Raw genomic sequence first — 21,928 nt, forward strand, 5'->3', positions numbered from 1 at the left:
AAAATTTATTTATCTCCGTTTTTGAAATATTTCTGCTCTAATTCAGCCTGAAATTCTTCCATAACAGGTTTTACTGTACTATCTGGTAAGTCGGCAATACGAATATACATCAATCCATCTACCGCATTATTAAATAATGGATCCACATTAAACGCAACTACTTTAGCATTTTGCTTGATATATTTCTTAATCAACACAGGGATGCGAAGACTTCCTGGTTCTACCTCATCAATAATTTTATCAAACTTATTTAAATCACTTTTACTCTCATCAAACACAAAATCTTTGTCGGCATCTTTTAGTTTTACCTTAAACTCTTTCTTAGGTCTAACATATTGGGCGACATAAGGATCATAATAATGAGATTTCATAAACTCAATCATCAAAGACTTGGTAAAATTGCTAAACTTATTACTTATACTTACCCCTCCTATGAGATATTTATGTTCTGGGAATCGCAGTGTACAATGTACGATGCCTTTCCATAATAAAAACAATGGCATAGGTCGCTGTTGGTATTCTTTGATGATAAAAGCCCTTCCCATTTCTATAGATTGGCTCATCATCTTGTGCAACTCTGGCTCAAACCTAAACAGGTCCTGGAGATAAAAACCATCAATACCAAAATCTGAGTATATTTTAGACCCCATCCCCATGCGATAAGCTCCTGCAATTTTTTTAGCTCCAATATCCCATAAAAACATATGATGATAATAATCATCAAACTCATCAAGATCAATAGAATTATTGGTTCCTTCTCCAATTTCTCTAAAGGTGATCTCACGCAATCTTCCTATCTCGTTTAGAATATTGGGTATAAATTTTTTCTGAGCCAAGAACACCTCATAATTCTTACTCGTTAAAAGTCTCTTATCGTTATCGCGACAAAATTGTAGCTCTGACTCAATTATCTGCGCATTACCTTCTCCTGCAATTTCTTTAGGTGACTTTGGTAATTTTAAATTTATAGGAATAGATTCTCTTAATGTTTTTTTCTCAAAAGGATTCGCCAACATATACGTTTTCTTACGTAAGAAATTGGTAAAATCTTCTAGATTAGTATACTCTTCTTGATCTTTTATTGAAACAGGGTTACCGATTCGTATTTTAATCACTCTATTTTCCTGAGAGAAAAGTTCACTAGGTAATTTAGCGGTTCGCAATGTATCGCTAATCGAAGCAAGACGGTAAAAAAGTGCACTATTACGAGCATGAAAATATATTGGGATTACAGGAACTTTTGCTTTTTGTACTAATCTCATTATGCTAGGTTCCCAAGGCTTGTCAATATAGCTCTTTCCTTCTTTTATAGTAGACACTTCTCCTGCCGGGAAAATACCAAGCGGATAACCTTCTTTAAGGTGTAAAATGGCATTTTTAAGACCTTTAAGACTGGATTTAGCTTCTTTTCTATCCTCAAAAGGATTTACAGGCATTACAAAAGGCTCTAAAGGTTTAAAGCTGTGTAATAAAAAATTACCTATAATTTTATAATCAGAACGATGTTCTAACATTAATTTAAGCAACAATCCGCCATCAATGCCACCCAGTGGATGATTTGATAAGGTAATAAATGCACCTTCTTTAGGTAATCGTCTTAAGTCTTCATCCGGAATTTCAAAAGTCACCCCATACAAATCCAGGGTATTGCTTATGTATTCTAATCCTTCTAAATGATTAAGTTTATCGTATTGACGATTTATTTTTGAAACCCTAGTAATTTTCAGGATCAACCAACCTATAAAGGTGCCTATAAAACCAAGTTTATCTAATTTGAGCCCCGTGGCTACTTCTCTTGCTGTGACTATAGGCATAAATACAATTTGCGCTAACTGCAAATATAGCAAAATCCTTGAATTTTATGTACTAGTCCTTTACAACCATTTGGTAGGTCTCCCGAGTAATCTGTTTGAGTAAAATATCTCTGTTTTTTTCTAATGATGCTATCGCTTCATTTGTAAAGTGCCTAACCGTGTACAAGGACACTTCTTTATTGTATGTTACTCTAAATCTTGATTTTAATTTGGTGAGAAGCTCATCAAAATGATCAAATCTATCATCAAGGCATACCGAAAAACTAATAGCAGAATTTTGAATCAAATCTACCTTGATGTGATACTGATGAAATAGGTTAAAAATTTCGCTAATATTATCTTCGACAATAAACGAGAAATCGAGAGACGAAAGCGATAATAAAATCTGATTTTTCTTTACAATATAACACGGCAAGTATGGATCTAGAGGTTGGCCTTTTTTTACAGATGTACCTTTTCCAGAAGGATTGACAAATGATTTTACATATAACGGAATTTCTTTACGTTGTAATGGCTGGATAGTTTTAGGATGAATAACCGACGCTCCGTAAAAAGCCAATTCTATAGCTTCTTCATACGAAACATGAGATAATAATTGTGTGTTTTTAAATACTCGGGGATCACCGTTAAGTACGCCTGGTACATCTTTCCAAATACTTACACTATCTGCTCCTAAACAATAGGCAAAAATCCCTGCGGTATAATCACTTCCTTCTCTACCTAGTGTAGTTGTAAAATTATTTTGATCCGATCCGATAAACCCCTGTGTTACACTAAGTGTATTCTTGTTTACCTTATTTTTGATCCTTTGTAGTGTGATTTCCCAATGTACTTCGGCATCTCTATATGCATTATCTGTTTTTATAAAATCACGTGCGTCTAACCACTCATTTTCATATCCTTGATGATTTAGATACTCACTTATTATGGTCGTCGAAATGATCTCTCCATAGCTAACCACCTGATCATAAATAAAATCATATTGCTTTGATTTATTTCTATCCAATGTGGTTTCTAAATCGAGAAATAATCCTATGATTTTTTTAAAAATCGGATGCTCTTTGTTTTCAAATAATTCGTTTAAAATTTCTCGGTGATAGGTATATATATCTTCGATCGAATTCTTAAGTTTTGGGTTTTTCTCAACATATAATTCAACTACTTTCTCTAAAGCATTTGTAGTTTTTCCCATTGCAGATGCGATAACAACAAGATTAGAAAACCCAGTTTTCTGAAGTACTTTTGTAACATTCTTTACCGCTTTGGCATCTTTTACCGATGCTCCCCCAAATTTAAAAACCCTCATTAAATCAACTGTTTATTATATATAGTATCGTTAAAAAATTATAATTCTGCAATAAACTTATCTACACCATTTTCATCCATTTGTACCAGATACCAATCTTTAAGAAGTTTGGCTCCGCTTTTTTCATAAAAATCAATGGCATTTTTATTCCAATCCAGAACCACCCACTCTACTCTTCGTACTCCCTTGGATTTGGCGTACTTTATTACCTCTGCATACAGAGCACTCCCTAACCCGGTTCCTCTCATTGATTCTTTAACAATTAAATCTTCTAAATGGATCGAGCGTCCTTTCCAGGTAGAAAATCTATAATAGACTAATGCTATCCCTACAATTTTATTGTCTACCTCGGCAACAAAACAATGAAAAAGCGGATGTTCTCCAAAACCTTCATTCACAAGTTCCTGTACTGTAACCTCTACAGCATCTGGTTCTTTCTCAAAAGTAGCTAATTCCCGAATTAAATCCAGTACTTGATCCATATCCTGAGGTATGGCGTCTCTAATTATGTAGTTCATGATAGAAAAATTTATCAAAACTATAAAATATGTCTCAGAAACCAGAAGATTTTCTAATGTTATACTTCGGTTATTTCTGTTTTTATAATTCTTAAATTTAAACTTCCGAAAACGTTATAGTTATCTAAAAAATAATACTTTTGCACCAAATAAAATCCATCATAAATGGCACGAAAGAATCAAACCTTAGGAGAATTTATTATTGAAAACCAAAAAGACTTTCCGTATGCAAGTGGGGAACTCTCCCGTTTGATTAATTCTATTAGGCTGGCTGCAAAAATGGTGAATCATGAAGTGAATAAAGCCGGATTAGTAGATATCACAGGAGCTGCTGGAGAAACAAATATACAAGGCGAGGATCAACAAAAACTGGATGTATTAGCCAATGAAACTTTTATCAATACCTTGACTAATCGAGAAATTGTATGTGGAATTGCTTCTGAAGAAAATGATGAATTTATTACTATAAAAGGTCAAAAAAACGATCATCGCAATAATTATATAGTACTCATGGATCCATTGGATGGTAGTTCTAATATAGATGTAAATGTTTCTGTAGGGACTATCTTTTCTATCTATCGTAGAGTTACGCCAACAGGAACCCCGGTTACTTTAGATGATTTTTTACAGCCTGGTAACTTGCAGGTTGCGGCAGGTTACATCATCTATGGGACCTCTACCATGCTTGTGTATACCACAGGTCATGGTGTTAATGGATTTACACTTAATCCAGCATTAGGAACCTATTATTTATCACACCCTAACATGAAATTCCCTGAAGACGGAAATATATATTCGGTAAATGAAGGTAACTACGTACATTTTCCGCAAGGAATTAAAGATTATATAAAATATTGTCAAGAAGAAAAAGAAGATCGCCCATACACCTCACGATATATTGGTTCTTTAGTAAGTGACATCCATCGTAATATGATAAAAGGAGGCGTGTACTTGTATCCAAATACTTCAAAATCTCCTAACGGAAAACTACGCTTATTATATGAATGTAACCCTATGGCCTTTATTGCAGAGCAGGCTGGTGGTAAAGCAAGTGATGGATATAGACGAATTCTTGATATAAAACCTACTCAACTACATGAGCGTACTCCCTTTGTATGTGGAAGTAAAAACATGGTAGATAAAGTAGAGTCTTTTATGAAGTAATTATTATCCTGGATATTCTCTTTATTTCACTATTCTTTTTTTAAAGAATAATAATTGATATATTTATATCATCTCATGATACTTACCCCGCAATTTTAAATTTAAACAACGTTTACAATCTTTAACTAAAAACGAACATTACTATAATAAAATTAACATTATAGGTTATTTATCATTATATTTTAACATATTTTATGTTAATTTTACAAGTAAGTTCAAAGTAAGAATCTAATAAATCGACCAAAAATGGCTAAAGAAACTAAGGCTGTTGAAGAAAAAACATCTGATGATCCTTCTTCAAAAATAGAAGCAATTAAAAACCTGATATTTGGGGAAAATATCGCCGCATACAACTCAGAGTTTGAAAAAGTAAAAAGGGATATTTCTTCAAAAAAGAAAGAGCTAGAAGATTTTATTGATGATACTCGCAAAGAATTACACCAAGCCATTGATAACCTAAGTACTGATATCAATATTAGAATTACAGAATTAGAAGATAACCTGGCAGATAAAGCGGACATGTTGGATTCTAAAAAAGTAGATAAGAAAATATTAGGTGATCTGCTTATCGCTATGGGTGAAAAAATAAATCAAAAGTAATCCTTCTATCCACGAGTTATGGAAGATCAGGATAAACTTAAAATTCTCAAAGAACTCCTTCTCACCGAAGAAAAAGAGTATACCGACTCCATTGCCGAAAAGGTAGAAGAATTAAGTAAGATCGTTCATCAAAAACAAGAACTTTCTCATAAAGTCGATCCCATTATCGATGACAAATTAGATAAATTTGTTGAAGAAATCCCCCAAACCCTGGGTCCCACTATTACAGAAGCTTTAAAAGAAGAAATTAAAAACTCCCAAGACGCTGTAGTAGAAGCACTGTTCCCCATCATAGGTAAGATGATTAAGAAATATATCGCTCATGAAATGAAACTGCTTAGCGAAAATATAAGCAAGCAGACTAAAAAAGCGTTTTCTTTTAAGAACTGGTTCAGAAAAACAAGAGCTAAGGCACAAGGAATTACTGAAGGAGATTTGGCGTTAACAGAGTACTCAAAGCCCAGGCTTATTCAAATGTTTGTTATCGAAAAAAACTCTGGGATCTTAATTGCCGATTACAGTCCATTATCAGAGAGCACCATAGATAAAGAAATGGTTGCCGGAATGTTAACTGCAATTAAAAGTTTTGTTGAAGATGCCTTTGAAGGCGGAGATCAAAATTTAGAAACCATAGAATATGAACTATACACCATACATATTCAAAATTTTTATTCTTATTATATTGCGGCTGTAATATCAGGAGCATATAATATGATGTTCAAAGAAGTTTTAGAAGATCAGATTTTGGATTTTGCCCAAAATCATATTTCACGTAAAGATTTAGAAAACAGTTCACTTTTTACACAAAAATTAAAAAAACATTTTGCAGATGAAATTGTCTAAAAAAGTAGTGCTTTTAGGATACTTTGGTGTTGGAAAAACGTCATTATTCAGGCGTTTTATAGATAACGAATTTTCTGAAGAATATAAAGTTACTTTAGGAGTTCAGATAAAAAAGAAGGTAGTTCAACTACCCAATGGCAGAGAGTTGTCTATGATTATCTGGGATACCGAAGGGCATTCGGATAGTGTAGAAGATACCCGAAAATCATATCTCCTGGGATCACATGCCTTTATTTATGTTTTTGACCTAACAAGAGAAGACACCTATAAAAATCTGAATCAAGATTTAGAATATCTCAAAAAAACTTACAACAAAGTTACCACTAAGGTAATAGGTAACAAATTAGATTTGGTTAGTGAACGGGTTATTGTTAAACAACTCAAAGAACTTGATGTTCCTTTCGATTGTTTGACTAGTGCTAAAACCAATAAAAATGTACAAAAGTTCTTTTTAGATCTGGCAGAAGAAATAACAACCTAAGGATCATGAAAAGCAAGCACTCTCAATCGAAGTTCGATCAAAAAGTTCAACTTACCACGGTTTCCTCTGATGGCGTTATTATAGAAACCGACGGTGCTTTATTTGATTGGAAAAAAGGCACTTCTATCTATGATGCGCATCCTTTCTTTGAAATACTAAGAAGTTTCGTTGAAGATTACGATCCGTCTAGTACAGAATTTAGTTTTCCATGTATTCATTTAGAAAATAATGGATCAGAAAAAATATGTGATGTATCTATTAGGCTAGATTTAAAAGAAATAGTGCTTACCTTTTTTGATTATACACGCAGATATAAAGAACTTAACGAGAGCGCACAACAAAGAAATGAATCCATTCTAATTTCTAAAGAATTAGAGCTTAAAAATAAATATTTATTAGAAAAAGAAGAGTTCAAAAATAGCTTTATTGCCAACATTAATCATGAAATAAGAACCCCATTGACTAGTATTTTGGGGTTTGTAGAGGTTTTAGAGAAAACCAACTTAAGTTTTGAGCAAGAAGAACTCACAAGAATCATAAAAAGAGAAAGTCATCACCTTAATGCCCTTGTTGATGATATGATTGATATTTCTAAAATCGAATCCGGAACATTAAAAATTGTCGAAGAGCGTTTCTCATTCGAAAGTCTAATTAATGGATTTAGGGAATCATATTCTAAAATAGCCGAAGAAAAGGAACTAGCTTTTGATATTAATATCGATCCCAACATACAAGAATATATAATCGGAGATAGAACACGGCTTTATCAAATTTTAAATAATTTATTGAATAATGCATTCAAATTCACGGAAGAAGGGAGCGTTACCTTATCGATAAGCAAAAACTACCAACGCACCAATAAATTAAGTCTTAATTTTAAAATTGAGGATACCGGAATAGGTATACTTGAAGAAAATATACCTCATCTTTTTGAACGCTTTACCCGTTTTAATCTGGATAGGCAAATTTCTGGAACTGGTTTAGGGCTTGCCATTGTAAAAAACCTGGTCGACCTTTTTAATGGCGAAATAAAAGTAGATAGTCAACCAGAAAAAGGAACTACATTTAATCTTAAACTTCCGTTTAAGTTTGAGGTGACTAAAACCGCTGCATCGCTCCAACAAAGGAAGAAGAAAAAATATAAACTACCCGAAAACAAGGGAAAATTTAGGATACTTCTTGTAGAGGATGAAGAAATCACACAATATCTGATCATGAAAATATTGATTTCTCAAGGCAATTTTTTTGTTGATATTGCTATAAATGGCCAAGAAGCCATTCAATATATAGAGCGGCGTAAATATGACTTGATTTTGATGGATCTTACTGTTTCTAAAATAGATGGTTTTCAAACCACCGGTATGATTAGAAATAACTATGGAGATAAATTTATCTCCGAAATTCCCATCATTGGTTTTTCGGGAAAGGCCGATGAATCAACAAAAGATAAATGTATTCGATCGGGAATGGACGACTTTATTCATAAGCCATTTGAGCAAAAAGATCTATTGTATAAAATCACAAAACAAATAGCAAAAAAGGCCGCCGATTAGGCAGCCTTTGTATATCTGTAGAATAGGTAGACTATCTATTCATATTCTTAATTTCTTCGGCAAAGGCATCTACATCAATACCTTTACCTACAAGGTTTAGCGCTTTATCCACCACATATTTTGCGTTTTCAGAACTAAACCCTAATCCTATACTAAGTTTTTCTAACAAAACAACCTGCTCATCGCCTTTAATACTATCTGCATATACCATTCTTGACAAATCAAACAGACGTTCTAAACGCACATCATAACTTACCGGAGGGTTAATGGGATGAGATTGATAATCTTTTAAAATTTCTTTGTAATCAGTCTCAGAAATATCCAGTCTGCGAGCCAGCCTGTCTAAAAAGGCTTTCTCCTCATCTGTGATTACACCATCACTCATCGCTACTTTAACGATTGCTGCAAAATGATCTTTATTTCGCTTCTGAAACCCGCTATCAAATAAATCAGATATTGACATCATGTACTTTTGTTTAATTTGCCGCAAATATAACTAAACTCTACTCCTTTTAAAATTTCTAATGATCCTTTTTTCAGTATATTCTCATGCAATTAGAGGTAACCGTAAAAATTTAGACCTCGGTGGTTGATTTTTTAAATTACTTCGAATGAGAGAATATGTCTTTGCTTTTGTAATAAGTAAATTATAATCGCAACTTCAATACATACTTTACGTTTATTAAGAAAAGCTCGTTTTATTTAAACAAACGAAGTAGACCTCTTTTCAAGGAAAATATCTTGTGTTTTCTGGGAATCAGCAGGTATTAAAAAAATCACAAAACAATGAAAATCAAATTAATAAATAGTAATCAAGAGCAATCTATTTTTACGATAAGAAGTATTCGCTTAGTACTATCAAAAAACATAAAAACTAAACATTGCATTTTTTATACGTAAATATTTAAATTTGTGTAACCAAAATATCTATAGATGCCGTGTACTATTACGCTATCACGTATAAAAAGTATGTATTTTACACCTCTGTTTTTTATACTATTCCTATCCTGTAGCAGTGTCAATCTTTTTGCCTTTCAAACTCCTACTGATAGCTTACTCACCAAAGAATATGCCTATCTAAAAAAAATGGTGTCTCAAAATGCAAGAGACTCGGCAAAAGCATTTAAGTATGCTCAAACCTATCTTTATAAAGCAAAAAAAGATGTCGATACTATTAAAATAGTAAATGGTTTTCATTATTACTCGGGTATTATTAAAGATAATGTACTTACCGAGAAATATGTGGATAGTATGATTCTATTTTCTAAGAATTTGAATACCAAATTCTACCCAGCCCTATCCTATTTTATTAAAGGAAAACTCGAATACAATAAAGGAAACTTTAAAAAAGCCCTTGATCTGCATCTTAAAACCAATGAAAAAGCAAAAGAAGCTAACAACGTTAACCTCTTTTATGTTAGTAAAAAAAGTATTGGTGTATTAAAAAGTAGAATTGGAGAACATAAAACGGCATTAGAAGAGCTTCGAGAATGTTATAAGTATTATTTAAAGCTGAAGAAAAGTAAACCCAGTATATATTTAAGTACATTATTTGCACTATCTGATACGTATAACTTAAACAAAAAACTAGATTCTGCAACCATTATTAATACTCTTGGGTATAAAGAATCAATAACATTCAATAAAGAAGATTTTAAGTATTATTTCACCCTAAACGAAGGCATTAATCTATTTGATAAAAAGAACTTCACAAACGCCAAGGATAGTTTATCAATTGCCATTGAAAAATTAAAAACCAATGGAGATGAAGCTAATCTTTCTATGGCCTATTTTTATTATGGTAAAACACTAGCAGCCTTAGGAAAAGAAAAAGAAGCCATTACCGCGCATATTAAGGTAGATGATATATTTCAGGAAATATCCGAGATTATGCCTAATAATCGGGAAAACTATGAAATCTTAATCAATTACTATAAAAAGCTGGGTGATCAGGATAATCAGTTAAAATACATTGAACGGTTAATCACTGTAGATAGCGTACTACATACCAATTATCGATATCTCATAAAAACGGTTGTACAGGATTATGACACTCCCAGGTTACTTTCAGAAAAACAAGAAATTATAGATAGCTTAGAAACCGGAAAACGAACATCCTATATGGTGATTGGTATATTAGCAGCTGCTACTTTAATATTGTTCGCTTTGTGGTTGATTAATAGACGAAGACAAAAGCAATACAAACAACGTTTTGAGGAACTCTACTACAAAGACACTAATCAAAAACAGCGAGTACTGCCTAAAGAGAAAACAAAACTTGCTATCCCCGAAGAGAGTATAAAAGAGATTCTTAACCAATTAACCATTTTTGAAAGCGAATTGGGGTTTATTGAATCTAATTTATCAATACATGTATTATCAAAGAAATTTGGGACCAATTCTAAATATCTCTCTAAAATTATCAACACCTATAAAAAGAAATCATTTAATCAATATATCAATGATTTAAGAATAGATCAATCTATAGTAAAACTAAAAACAGATACTAAATTTAGAAAGTATACGATAAAAGCAATTGCACAAGAAATTGGTTTTAATACCACCGATGCTTTTTCGAAAGCTTTTTATAAACTGAATGGAATTCATCCTTCATACTTTATAAAAGAATTAGAAAAACAACTAGAAATTAGTCAAAGTTGAAATAGCAAGTGTTATCAGAAAAATAACAAGCCGCAATAAAAAAATAAAATAGTTGTTATATTATCAACTATCTTTGAAGTCAAATTAATAAACCTATTCTATGAAGATATTCGATTGGGGAATACAATATCTGTAGAATAATTTAGACGGGTTTATTATTTCTAATTCAAACTCACATTAAAAGTAAACAAAATGAAAAACAAAAAATTAAACCTGGGAAAAATCACCATTACTAAACTCAATAATTTAGATCATATTAGAGGAGGGCAAATTGGTTTTACAGGTGTACCTACTCTTGACAACGGCCTTAGCATTCAGACTTGTATCCAAGCTGGATGTCCAGATGACACCAAAACAAACCCTGACAATGAAGATTTAACAGAAATTTGTCCAGACTAAGAATACTCAATACTGTTTAAAAAATTGTATTTCCTGCATAGTAAAAAGTAAGAAGCAATTAAAAATAATGCAGTTGTTGTATTATCAACCCTATTTGAAGTAATAATGATAAACTAATTTTCCATAGATATTTAATCGGGGAAACGCAATGTCTGTAGCGCAATTCTCTTGCTGTTTTTAAAGAATTGAAAATGATTTTTATAATAATTTATTATTTCTGATTCAATCTCACATTAAAAGTAAAAAAAATGAAAAACAAAAAATTAAATCTGAGAAAAATTACCATTACCAAACTCAACAATTTACATCATATTAAAGGTGGTCATATACCTGGCCTTATTGATGTCTTACCAGTTAATACTGGTGATACTTGTGATAATTGGACATGTCCCACTGAAACCAAAACGAACCCTGATAATGAAGATATAACAGATATTTGTCAACAATAAGACTACTTAATACTGATTAAAAAATGTATTGAAAAGGCCAAAAATCAATGATTTTTGGCCTTTTTATATTTCATGGTTTCTAACAATCAAAGCACTCCTTTCATTTTTAACCATTTCACCATTGCCACAGGAATTTTTTTCCTATCAATCGCTCTTAATGGCTTAATTTTGGCGCCTTTTTGAATTAGAAGATCTACAATTTCTCTATGATTCTCTGTCGCCGCAAAAACAAGAGCCGTTTTACCTGCGCCTATTGGCCCAAAAGTCTTTGCCTCGAGCTTAGCACCAGATTGCAGCAACAATTCTGCTGCCTCCTTTGAGTCATTTTTTGCAGAAAACATAAGGGCGGTCATACCATTTACTTTATGATGAGCCTCTATCTCTGCATTGTTATCTATTAGAAGTTTTACCGTTTCTAAGGCATTGGTCTCTGCCGCATGCATTAAAGCGGTGGTTGGCCCACCAATACTTTTCTCGTTATAATAATTTACATCAGCACCTTTTTTTATGAGTAATTCTACAGTTGCATCCAGATTTTGGCGACATGCATGCATTAACGCGGTTTCGCCCATTGCATCTTTTGCATGAATATCTATACTATCGATATTTTTAAATAATGCTTTTATTTTTTCTCTTATATTCATCATCTAGTAAATTATGTTAACATTCTCAAAAAGAGATTTCTTTGAATATTTTGTCCTTTAAGGAAACACTATTTAATTTTTCTATCAACGTATCCAGGTCTTGTTCTAACTCCTTTTTTTTGAAATATCTCAAATATACAGGAAGCATACCTTTTTGTTCTAAAAGATCTACAAGATGTATATACGATTGTGATTGTATCCAATCTCTTATTTTGATAAAAACGGGTAATACTTCTTCTACGGTTAGCAATAGATTCTGGTATTTGTAAGGATCTAATGCGCTATAAAAAAAACGTTCGAAGGTAGTAACATCGCCACCCGATTGCTTACAGATGTATAACAATATAGGATCTTCTAACCATTCATTGGTAAGCCATAGTCTGTCGATACCGTAACTATGAGTAAAATCATGCTCTAACCATAATACTTCTTTAATTTCTCTTTTTGAGTTTATTGAAAGAAAGTTGGTACAAGGTAGTCCCCCCATTCGAAACATGTCCTCAACATTACCCCATACTAATTCAAAAGCTACATTTTCAGAACATTGTTTGTGTTGATCAAGAAACCATAATAACTTACGACCATCCTCAATTTCATAAGAAAGCTCTGTATCCGAAATAAGATGTATTGCTTCTGTTAAGGCAACGATCCATTGTTTCTTCTTGGTGCTAACGCTATTGGTATTTAAATCATTCTTTTTATAGAGTTCATTGGTGAGTACCTTAAATACTCGAGTAAGCAAGGAGGCTGATTCTTCAGACAAATCCTTTTGTAATGCTTCTTCTAACAAAACAATCAATCCCTTAAGTTTAAAACATCGGCTTTCGCTAACATTTGGAGTAATTAATCCAATACATGTTGTTGTCGTTTTATGAGGGACTTCGACAGACACACTCCATCTTGGATTAATTTCTCTTGATGATATTAGGTCTGATGTATTTCTTAGGTTCATTGTTTTTATTTAATCAATTATTTGATCTAGTTCTTTTACCCATTCGGCATACGCTCCTCTCTTTATTTTTGCCCATTTTTGTATCATTTCTGTATTCCAAAGATTATGTCTAGAAAGCAACATTAATGCCATGACTCCCAGTTCTTCATCTTCACTATTAACCAAACGACATAACTCATTTTCTAAAGGGCGAATATCCTCTGTAGAAAGCTCATTAATTAATTGCTGTACAAGATTGTATGCCCAAAAATGATCTTCGGTTTGTATCGCCATTAATACAACTTCTTTTAATGCAGGAACCAGTTTTTCTTTTAGCATTCTAAGCGGTTTTACAATAGCTGCCGCAATGGGCCAATTTACGTCTTGCAACCAAGTGAGTAAAATCGGCAAACAAGGTTCGATAGTCTCGAATGGAAGTTGCATTAAAGCTCTGGCTTTTTCTACAGCACTTTTGTCTTCAGGAAAATACGAAGCAAGATCTTCTGGCCATTGAGGTAATACTTTCCATGCTTCCCATTTTAATAATTCTGGGTTCACCATATTAGTATTGGGATCATATGCCTGTTGGTACTCCTCAAACAATTTGTCAAAATTCATAGATACTTGCATCATAAACTCTTCGTCATCTGGATCTATGCCGATTCGCTCATAATTTTTTCTGTGCATATCATCCAACCAAAAACGCATGGCTTGTAGAATATAAACATGGTCACTTGTATTCATATATTTAATAATTTTAACTAAGATAAGTACAAGTTTATAACATATCGTACCGCTTGATTGAGAGGTCTTTGTTTTAAGAAATATAGGCTTACCACATTCTTCTCATCGCCTGATCGGTAATCTCTTGTATCTGTTTGAATATTGTATTAACCATTCTCGAAAAATTATCAAGAATTGTGTACTCTTCCTTCGAAGTCTCATGATACAAATGAACATCTGCCAAGCGCCGGCATTCTTCTAAAAACATAAAATGATTAAGCTGTGTCCCTTTGAAAGATAATTTCTTAAAAATCGGGTTATATATATTGTATGTAAACCCTTTGTGATGGTTGTAAATATCCTTTAATGATTGAAGATTATAGTTCCCAAAATAAGGTGCATTGCCAGTAAATAAAGTAATAGACTCTATTAATTTTATCATTCCTTCTAGAAGAGAATTTAACTTTTCTTCTACTTTCTCGGGAGTATCATACTGCGTTTTACTTGATTTAGCGCTTTTATCATATAACATCATAGAATTAGGGGTAGTAGGAAACACTTTTCCTAATACTAGAAGTCGCTTGTATTTTCTAGTAGATAGTAACCAATCATATGCTCTTTGTTTCTTTTGCACATCGGGTTCGATCCTGTGCGTCGAAAAATAGTCAATAAAGGTATGACATAGGTCTTTTTGTTCCCAGGATGGCAAATTCATATATTCTTTTTTAATGTACTTATGATTAGGCCAGCCGGGTATTCCGTGATAGTAGGAGATTACATTTTTATAACATTCTGCTGGATTAAATTTAAAAGCTTCGGCAGTATTTACAGAAACATAATCAAAGTATTCTGAGAGATAAAATGGTGCATTGAGCTTACTTTTTTTCTTTTCAAGATATTCGGCCAATGGTAAAAGGCCGGTTTGATCTTCTACATAAATACAAAACCTGTCTGACACATAACCATCTACAGAAATCTTAAGTTGTTTACATATTTCTTCTTTTTTTCGAGAATCAGTACAGGTGTGTAAAAAATGAACAACGCCCGTGGCCAAAAGCAAAGGAGAGACCATAGTTACATTGACATCATCCTGCTTAAAATCCTCACCATATGAAAATGGAGCTAAACGGTAATGCTCTTCATTAATGATGGTATTGTTTTCTTTGTTGTTCATCCTTATGACTTTCTTTCTTTTAATAGATTATGCACATAATTTTCAATCCACTGCTCAAAAGATGTAGAAACAAACTCTCTATCTCCAAGGTCAATAGAAAAAAATAATATTTGTCCTTTAACTCCATGGTCTGAAGGGTCGAAATCAAGGCAATAAAAATCTCGGCCTCTAGAGCATCTTGTATAAGGAATCCAGTTTTTATTCCATTTTACTTTTTTTACTTCTTTAGTACCCGAAGAACTTTGGTAATATTCGTCTTCTTCATATACTTCATTATTGTATAGTCTATTTAATAAATTCCATTGATCCAGAATCTCCTCGGTCGAAAGAAGCTGACTGGGGTGTGGTAAAATAACAGATTCTTTCCATCCATTATGTATTTGATAGAAATCTTTAAATTTTTTTGGGAGGGTTTGACCAATATAGCTTTCCAATAGTAATAACTCATCGAGGCTTGCACCAGAATTTAGACTATCTAGCGAAACTGTATCAAAGCCTTTCCAGTACTTTATAATTTCATCCCATTTCTTTTTCATTTCTCCTTTTTATCGAATATAAAAAAAACCACCGAACTCTCCCCATTGAGTTCGGTGGTCAATTACAAAGCCCAATAGTATTAAAGAGCTTTTTCCAACGCCTGGACAATCATTTGCTTACGATTATCTACCTCATTGGCGTTGGTGAAACGATAATCAAAAGTCAATACGCCGTCCTCAAGTGTAGCCCCTGTCACTTTGTACGTATTAGTGATTATCAATTTCTTTACTGCTTCTTGTAATGCTTCCTTGCCTATCTCATCATGTGTTATTTCTGCTAGTGCTAACGCTACTGGCTCGAAATAGATCTTAGGGAGATCATTATCATAAAATCTTGTATAATCTGTAGTATCATCGGCACTATATTTTCCTAATGTGTCAAAGTTAACTTCTAACTCTAGATCGTAGCCTGCAGCATCCAAAATCTTTTTTTCTAAATCGGGATATATATTTTCTTTGAAACTTTTCATTGCTCGTTTTTCTGCTAAACTCATAATTTTTGTTTTTTAAGATTAAAGATTAATTATGATGTGAAAGTAAAACGTAATTTCAGGGATTTCGACCCTCTTAATAAAGCGGAACCTCTTTATACATTGCAATGAATACACCAATTATAATCGGCTTATCAAGAGAACAAAGAATCACCAATCGTAATCCTGAATAGAAGGATTTTCTGTGCTTCTCCTAAATGTTCTAATCTTACGATTGTATACATCAAGTCGCCATTCGGTGGTAGGATCAAGTTCTGCCAACAAGGTTAAGGAGCTTCCATCTTTTTTACTAATCCATAGTTTTTTATCGTGCGTATCTATGTTTTCCTGACAGATCAGTAGCTGATTGTACGTTTGTCTATGTGCAATAGCGTGATTATTTTGGATTTTACTACTCTGTCTATTAAATATAATTTCCTGCATTTTCTCATCATATCCAGTCTCGAAAAGCAGATGTGTAATCACTTCTTTGTCTGTTACATTGTCAAATAATACTTTAGAGCGTTTATGGGTTACATCATAGATTACAATATTGGATACTTTGGTCAAATCATCGTCTGCATCCTTTTTATTTCCTATCAGTTTTTTGGCCTTTGGGTGAATAGACAGATAGAAAAGATTATGCGCTCTATCATATTCTTCGGTATTGAAGTTTCTTTGATATTTATAATTGGTTATGCTCATAGGTTTAGTTTTAATTTGAAGATGATTTGAAATCAAATATAAGTGCTAAATCATATTTTCTATGGTCTAAAAAGAAAGCTCTTTTGGTTGCTTCAGTTTTGGAATTGTTTTCATTAGAATTATCAATAAAAAAATGATGATAGGGGTATTTTGGAGTGAAAGTCAAAATATTAGTCCCCAACATAAGCCGTATCCTTTCGGTTATTCTAGATTCATCTTCAAATAATTCTAAATTTTCGGCTTCAGAATTCTCTAATACGTTTAGTTCTAATTCTTCTAACAGCCGTTCAATTTCTTTATCATTATTCCCCATAAAAGTAACCAGGATCAATTCGCTATCTTCAACTTCTTTAAAAACCACTATAAGTTCTTTACTTAGCTTATATATTCTGGTCGCTAAATACTCGGGTATTGATTTCCATGTTTTTATTTCAGAGCAATCCATTCTGGTAACTCCACCTAAGTTACGCCCAATAACCCCTCTTAGAGCTATCCCTTTTTTATCTAATAATCGCAGCAGTTTTTCTTCTGAACAAGTAAGAGGAATATCCAAGGATTCTCGAAAACACTTTTGCCCTCCGATAGCAAACTGAATATCTTCTTTAATTATTTTTTTTTGTTGCATAGTATTATTTTGTTGTGCACAACAAGGATTGAAAAATCCAATCGCTATTAATGCTATAAAAATCTTTTTGATATTTTTCATTTTAACAAATCTGCAATGTGTTTGGATATTTTTTATGTTTTAAATTCTACTACTTCGACATGCTTAGCAGGGCTATCGAGAATAAAATTTTGGATCCAAAAAAGCTATTCTCGATACATTTTGTCTTCATTTCATTACGGCAAAATACTAGAATTGACGCTTTTTGGCACATAACAATTTTTAATAATTATACCTCTAAGATAACCCAACATCGATCAAAATTCTTCTGCAATAGGTCTAGTTTTCTAATCCAGAAATAGATTCTTCCCATTTCTTCGCCTCCCCAAGCCATACCTACCTCTAGATCCGAGTCCATTTGCAGCAGCAATATCCATTCTTCATTTTTGTCTATAGGTTCTGGAAGATTATACCCACTATTCCCCAATGGATAATGATCCATGTCATTGCCTGTGAGTCTACAAATGGCTATCATATCAGTGTTCACCATTTTTCTATCGGGAAATCCCAGCATTCTATACCGTGGTTTCTGGTTGACCTGTTTAAAATAAAATTGTTCATATTTCCAAAGGTCATCAAAATCCAGATGCAAAGATTTTACGAATTCTGATTCATATGGCGGCACAGTATATTCTGAATGAAAGTCAATTTCAAACTCATGAAATATTAATTTTTCGAATACGCTTGTAATCTGATTATTGCGTATCAGCAAATCTTGTGGATAAGGAGTTTTTACCATTTTTAACGGTTTTATTTCCTCATAAATAACTTTCCAACTGTTTTGATGCTCATTTTTGTATCCTGAAGGCTGGTAAAAAGCATCATAAAAGAAATACAGCATTCCGTGGCCAGGTAATACTCCTCGTCGGTCTAATGGTGTAATATCCTCTAAGTTTATTTGTGCAATAAAAGATAAATGTTCTCCATCTAGATTGAGTGGCCATTTAAACCCATTAGTCGCAACGGGAGTTCCTCCTATAATAGAAAGGCTGTTTTTGATACTACAAATTTTGGGTTTTAACTTGATAGAACGCTTCAGATTTGGCTCTATTTTCTTCCATATTCCCTCTAATCCTACAATTTGCAATTGATCTTGTAAAAACATCCTATTTTAAGTATGTCTCAAAATTAAAGGTTAAATTTCCCTTTTTCGTGCCGTTCGATTAAGCGGCACCTATTGAAAGGATTTCCTGTTTTTTTTATACTTCCTTTGAGAGTTTTTCTTGTATGTGTTTTTGACGATACTTAGAAGGAGATAAACCTGTGGCTTTCTTAAAAGCGCGATTAAAAGCGGTTTTACTATTAAAACCTGCATCAAAGGCAATCCCTAATAGGGTAAGGTTCGATGTTTTTGGGTCTGCCATAAATTGTTTTACAGCCTCTACTCTATAAATATTAATAAAGTCATAAAAACTCTTTCTTAATGCCTCGTTGAGAACTTCAGAAAGATGATAAGGTACCATCGTTAATTCTTCGGCTAATTTTCCTAATGTCAATTCGCTATCCAGATATGGTTTTTCGGTCTCCATAAAATCCAGAATTTGTTGCATGTATTTTTCTCTTTCTTCTTCTGATAATGTAGAGGTACGATATTTTTTATTTTTCTGTTCGGGATCGTCTACTTTTTCTGGTTTGTTTTTAATTTGGTCAGATAGCATTTCAAGCCTTTTCTTAAGATCTACATTAGTCTGTCCTAAAATGTTATTCTCCCATTCGACTTGCTTCTTCTCCCTGGCCAATCTTTGTTTTCTGAAATACATAAATCCACCTAAAAATAACAAGCCTAAAGACACAATTACTCCAATGATGGTTATCATTTTCTTTTGAGTAGTCGTCTTTTTCAACTCACTCTCTTTTGCGATGATCTCTTCCTCCTTTTTATCCACTTCGTAAGCCGAAAGAACATTGGTCATCTTAATAATATTTCTACCTAATGTATCCTTGGTAAGGCTATATTTTTCTTTAATTTTAAGTGCCTTTTCAAAATTTCCTTGTTGTTCATAGATCTCAGACAAATTATAGTAGGCCTTGGACGCAAGATCATTAGCTTCAATAGTAATGGCTTGTTTTAGGCCTTCTTCAAGGTATTTGGTGGCTTGTGAGAAATCACCTCTAAATGTATACACCTGCCCCAAGGCGATTTTAATTTGAGTTTCGGCTACAAAATTTCCTACTTCAGTACTTAATTTCATGGCCTCGCCATAATAAGACTCCCCATTTTTATAGTCTTTCTTCTGCAAGTAAATATCAGCCGTATTAATATATAAGCTGATCATTTGGTTTTTGTGAGATAGTTCTTTTGCTTTTTCTAGTGCTCGGTCATAATGCTGTAGTGCCTTATCAAGATCACCTCGTCTCGAAAAAAGGATCCCGAGGTTATTATTGATCATCATAATACTGTTTTCACTTTTGATCAGCTTAGACATCTCTAGTGCTCGAAACAGGTATTTTTCGGATTCTTTATAGTTCTCGATAGTAAGATACAGGTTTCCGATATTCATCAGGCCCTCTGCTTGTCCTCTCGTGTGATTAGTTTTCTCCATAATCTTTAATCCAGAAAGAAAATGTTGCAATCCTAATTGAAATTCTCCTTTTTTACAATGATAAACTCCTTTATAATTGTAAATAAATGCTTTGTCCTGTTCAGAATTTAATTTTTCTGCCAAAACCAAAGCGTTATCGGCATATCCCATCATTTTTGAAGGATCCAAATCCATGTAGATATGAGCCAGATCCATATTATACTGAAGTTTTAATGAATCGCTTATGGGTTTCTGAAGTAGCTTTTGCAGACTATCTGCATGAGATTGAAAAGACTGCGAATACAAGGATACGGTACACACCAAAAAACACAAAAAAACAACTAGACCTCTTTGCAGGGGTCTTGTAACGCTATTCTTTTTTAGGATACAAAGGGTCATACTACAATATTAGTGAAAATATAAATGAGATGAGTACCCCTAAATGTATAGGAACGAATATGACTTTACATGGGCAAATAACTCCTAATATTTTCCTAAACACTTTTTGATACACCAAGGAAAAAGTAATTTTAGTTTCAAATTAAAATGCATGCAACACCAAAAACATCTTTTTGACCTTTCTGATGATACCACATATTTAAATTGTGCGTATATGTCTCCCCAATTAAAATCGGTAACGCAGGTCGGATTGAAAGCCATTGCCCGAAAAGCCAAACCTAATGAAATTTTACCCGAAGATTTCTTCAACCAACGCGAAATTCTGAAACAACGTTTTGCTGCCTTGATAGAAGCTCCGGATTATAAAAATACGGCCATTATCCCTTCGGTATCCTATGGCCTGGCAAATGCCGCTAATAATACGTCGATCAATAAAGGTGATGAGATTCTTTTGGTAGACGAACAGTTTCCCAGCAATGTGTATATCTGGAAAGAAGTGGCTAAGAAAAAGGGAGCGGTTGTAAAAATCATTAAACCTCCACATAGTTTTGAAAACCGCGGGGCTCTTTGGAATCAAAGTATTCTCGAAGCTATATCTACAAAAACTGCAGTAATTGCAATGGCCAATGTGCATTGGGCCGACGGAACGCTGTTTGACCTTAAAGCCATAAGAGAAAAAACCAAATCGGTAAATGCCATGCTCATTATAGATGGTACACAAAGCATTGGTGCTTTACCTTTTTCTGTAAAAGAGATTGAGCCCGACGCCCTAGTTTGTGGGGGATATAAATGGATGCTTGGCCCTTATTCTACAGGGATGGCGTATTACAGTGATGCCTTTAATGAAGGAACACCTATTGAACATAGCTGGATGAATCGTTATCATAGTGAAGATTTTACCAACCTCACCCAGTACGAGGATCGATACCAGGAAAAAGCCGCGCGATATTCTGTAGGAGAATCCAGTAATTTTGCACTCACGCCCATGCTAATTAGATCCATAGAACAGCTTATAGAATGGACTCCAGCTGCAATACAAGAATATTGTAAAAATATCACTCAGAATACGGTACACCAGCTTCGGGATTTAGGGTGTTTTATCGAGGAAGATGATTACAGAGCACATCATCTTTTTGGGATCTATTTGCCAAAACATATGGATGTAGAGAAATTAAAAGCAAAATTGAAACAAGAAAATATTATAGTATCGTTTCGCGGTATTGCAATGCGTGTTTCGCCGCACCTATATAATGCTGAAGCTGATTTTGATAAATTGGTCGCTCAATTTGGTTAGGAAGCATATCCCTCAACCATCAAAAGAAAGGTATAGGGGTACTTCAGAAGTACCCCGGGGGTCTTTGTTACCAGGTCT

General features: G+C 33.4%; 23 protein-coding genes. 9 read left to right on the plus strand and 14 right to left on the minus strand.

All coding sequences use genetic code 11. The features are described from left to right. Nucleotides 1–5: 5 nt before the first annotated feature. The 3 genes from ABW637_RS01400 to ABW637_RS01410 are packed head-to-tail and all read right to left on the minus strand — an operon-like array spanning nucleotide 6 to nucleotide 3,638. Nucleotides 6–1,814, minus strand: coding sequence for a GNAT family N-acyltransferase (locus tag ABW637_RS01400; RefSeq protein ID WP_367582837.1), 1,809 nt, complete (start codon nucleotides 1,812–1,814; stop codon nucleotides 6–8). A 52-nt stretch (nucleotides 1,815–1,866) separates the two neighbouring features. Then, nucleotides 1,867–3,120, minus strand: coding sequence for an aspartate kinase (locus ABW637_RS01405; protein ID WP_367582838.1), 1,254 nt, complete (start codon nucleotides 3,118–3,120; stop codon nucleotides 1,867–1,869). Between the two features lie 38 nt (nucleotides 3,121–3,158). Then, nucleotides 3,159–3,638 (minus strand): GNAT family N-acetyltransferase, encoded by a 480-nt coding sequence (locus ABW637_RS01410; protein WP_367582839.1) that lies wholly within the window; start codon nucleotides 3,636–3,638, stop codon nucleotides 3,159–3,161. Nucleotides 3,639–3,803: 165 nt separating this feature from the next. Here ABW637_RS01410 and fbp point away from each other — a divergent pair, with 165 nt between their 5' ends. From fbp to ABW637_RS01435, 5 genes are all read left to right on the plus strand, one after another. Next, nucleotides 3,804–4,802: a class 1 fructose-bisphosphatase gene (gene fbp / locus ABW637_RS01415; RefSeq protein WP_367582840.1), complete on the plus strand. Its 999-nt coding sequence runs from the start codon at nucleotides 3,804–3,806 to the stop codon at nucleotides 4,800–4,802. 246 nt (nucleotides 4,803–5,048) lie between these two features. Continuing rightward, complete coding sequence (locus ABW637_RS01420) at nucleotides 5,049–5,402, plus strand: fructose 1,6-bisphosphatase (protein ID WP_367582841.1); 354 nt, start codon at nucleotides 5,049–5,051, stop codon at nucleotides 5,400–5,402. An 18-nt stretch (nucleotides 5,403–5,420) separates the two neighbouring features. Next, entirely contained in the window at nucleotides 5,421–6,245 is an 825-nt protein-coding gene (locus ABW637_RS01425) for a cell envelope biogenesis protein OmpA (RefSeq protein WP_367582842.1), read from the plus strand. Continuing rightward, nucleotides 6,232–6,726 carry a Rab family GTPase gene (locus ABW637_RS01430; protein WP_367582843.1) on the plus strand — a complete coding sequence of 165 codons (495 nt, stop codon included), beginning with the start codon at nucleotides 6,232–6,234 and terminating at the stop codon, nucleotides 6,724–6,726. The genes ABW637_RS01425 and ABW637_RS01430 overlap by 14 nt, the downstream gene beginning before the upstream one ends. Before the next feature lie 5 nt (nucleotides 6,727–6,731). Next, nucleotides 6,732–8,279, plus strand: coding sequence for an ATP-binding response regulator (locus tag ABW637_RS01435; RefSeq protein ID WP_367582844.1), 1,548 nt, complete (start codon nucleotides 6,732–6,734; stop codon nucleotides 8,277–8,279). Between the two features lie 31 nt (nucleotides 8,280–8,310). Here the strand turns inward: ABW637_RS01435 and ABW637_RS01440 are convergent, their stop codons facing one another. Then, nucleotides 8,311–8,742: a TerB family tellurite resistance protein gene (locus ABW637_RS01440; RefSeq protein WP_367584442.1), complete on the minus strand. Its 432-nt coding sequence runs from the start codon at nucleotides 8,740–8,742 to the stop codon at nucleotides 8,311–8,313. Nucleotides 8,743–9,212: 470 nt separating this feature from the next. Between ABW637_RS01440 and ABW637_RS01445 the strand changes: the two genes are divergently transcribed. The 3 genes from ABW637_RS01445 (at nucleotide 9,213) to ABW637_RS01455 (ending at nucleotide 11,788) form a co-directional block, all read left to right on the plus strand. Then, nucleotides 9,213–10,940 carry a helix-turn-helix domain-containing protein gene (locus ABW637_RS01445; RefSeq protein ID WP_367582845.1) on the plus strand — a complete coding sequence of 576 codons (1,728 nt, stop codon included), beginning with the start codon at nucleotides 9,213–9,215 and terminating at the stop codon, nucleotides 10,938–10,940. 192 nt (nucleotides 10,941–11,132) lie between these two features. Continuing rightward, nucleotides 11,133–11,339, plus strand: coding sequence for a hypothetical protein (locus ABW637_RS01450; RefSeq protein ID WP_367582846.1), 207 nt, complete (start codon nucleotides 11,133–11,135; stop codon nucleotides 11,337–11,339). 248 nt (nucleotides 11,340–11,587) lie between these two features. Then, nucleotides 11,588–11,788 carry a hypothetical protein gene (locus ABW637_RS01455; RefSeq protein ID WP_367582847.1) on the plus strand — a complete coding sequence of 67 codons (201 nt, stop codon included), beginning with the start codon at nucleotides 11,588–11,590 and terminating at the stop codon, nucleotides 11,786–11,788. An 86-nt stretch (nucleotides 11,789–11,874) separates the two neighbouring features. On the opposite strand, the gene ABW637_RS01460 is transcribed toward ABW637_RS01455, so the two are convergent. The 10 genes from ABW637_RS01460 to ABW637_RS01505 all read right to left on the minus strand — a co-directional run bounded on the left by ABW637_RS01460 (nucleotide 11,875) and on the right by ABW637_RS01505 (nucleotide 20,556). After that, nucleotides 11,875–12,435, minus strand: coding sequence for an ankyrin repeat domain-containing protein (locus tag ABW637_RS01460; RefSeq protein ID WP_367582848.1), 561 nt, complete (start codon nucleotides 12,433–12,435; stop codon nucleotides 11,875–11,877). Nucleotides 12,436–12,457: 22 nt separating this feature from the next. Continuing rightward, nucleotides 12,458–13,384 carry a hypothetical protein gene (locus ABW637_RS01465; protein ID WP_367582849.1) on the minus strand — a complete coding sequence of 309 codons (927 nt, stop codon included), beginning with the start codon at nucleotides 13,382–13,384 and terminating at the stop codon, nucleotides 12,458–12,460. Nucleotides 13,385–13,393: 9 nt separating this feature from the next. After that, on the minus strand, nucleotides 13,394–14,107 hold the full coding sequence (locus ABW637_RS01470) for a DUF5071 domain-containing protein (protein WP_367582850.1): 714 nt from the start codon (nucleotides 14,105–14,107) through the stop codon (nucleotides 13,394–13,396). An 88-nt stretch (nucleotides 14,108–14,195) separates the two neighbouring features. Then, complete coding sequence (locus tag ABW637_RS01475) at nucleotides 14,196–15,260, minus strand: hypothetical protein (RefSeq protein WP_367582851.1); 1,065 nt, start codon at nucleotides 15,258–15,260, stop codon at nucleotides 14,196–14,198. Nucleotides 15,261–15,262: 2 nt separating this feature from the next. Next, nucleotides 15,263–15,796: an SMI1/KNR4 family protein gene (locus ABW637_RS01480; RefSeq protein ID WP_367582852.1), complete on the minus strand. Its 534-nt coding sequence runs from the start codon at nucleotides 15,794–15,796 to the stop codon at nucleotides 15,263–15,265. Nucleotides 15,797–15,876: 80 nt separating this feature from the next. Further along, nucleotides 15,877–16,290, minus strand: coding sequence for a hypothetical protein (locus tag ABW637_RS01485; RefSeq protein WP_367582853.1), 414 nt, complete (start codon nucleotides 16,288–16,290; stop codon nucleotides 15,877–15,879). A 147-nt stretch (nucleotides 16,291–16,437) separates the two neighbouring features. Beyond that, entirely contained in the window at nucleotides 16,438–16,971 is a 534-nt protein-coding gene (locus ABW637_RS01490) for a hypothetical protein (RefSeq protein ID WP_367582854.1), read from the minus strand. A gap of 10 nt (nucleotides 16,972–16,981) precedes the next feature. Beyond that, the gene (locus tag ABW637_RS01495; protein ID WP_367582855.1) at nucleotides 16,982–17,677 is read right to left on the minus strand and encodes a hypothetical protein; all 696 of its coding nucleotides are present in this window, start codon (nucleotides 17,675–17,677) and stop codon (nucleotides 16,982–16,984) included. Nucleotides 17,678–17,864: 187 nt separating this feature from the next. Continuing rightward, nucleotides 17,865–18,740: a YwqG family protein gene (locus tag ABW637_RS01500; RefSeq protein ID WP_367582856.1), complete on the minus strand. Its 876-nt coding sequence runs from the start codon at nucleotides 18,738–18,740 to the stop codon at nucleotides 17,865–17,867. Nucleotides 18,741–18,834: 94 nt separating this feature from the next. Next, a complete protein-coding gene (locus tag ABW637_RS01505) occupies nucleotides 18,835–20,556 on the minus strand; it encodes a tetratricopeptide repeat protein (RefSeq protein WP_367582857.1) in 1,722 nt (573 codons plus the stop codon). Nucleotides 20,557–20,707: 151 nt separating this feature from the next. Here ABW637_RS01505 and ABW637_RS01510 point away from each other — a divergent pair, with 151 nt between their 5' ends. After that, on the plus strand, nucleotides 20,708–21,850 hold the full coding sequence (locus tag ABW637_RS01510) for an aminotransferase class V-fold PLP-dependent enzyme (protein WP_367582858.1): 1,143 nt from the start codon (nucleotides 20,708–20,710) through the stop codon (nucleotides 21,848–21,850). Nucleotides 21,851–21,928 lie beyond the last annotated feature (78 nt).

It is taken from the genome of Aquimarina penaris (assembly GCF_040786285.1).
Lineage (GTDB): Bacteria > Bacteroidota > Bacteroidia > Flavobacteriales > Flavobacteriaceae > Aquimarina.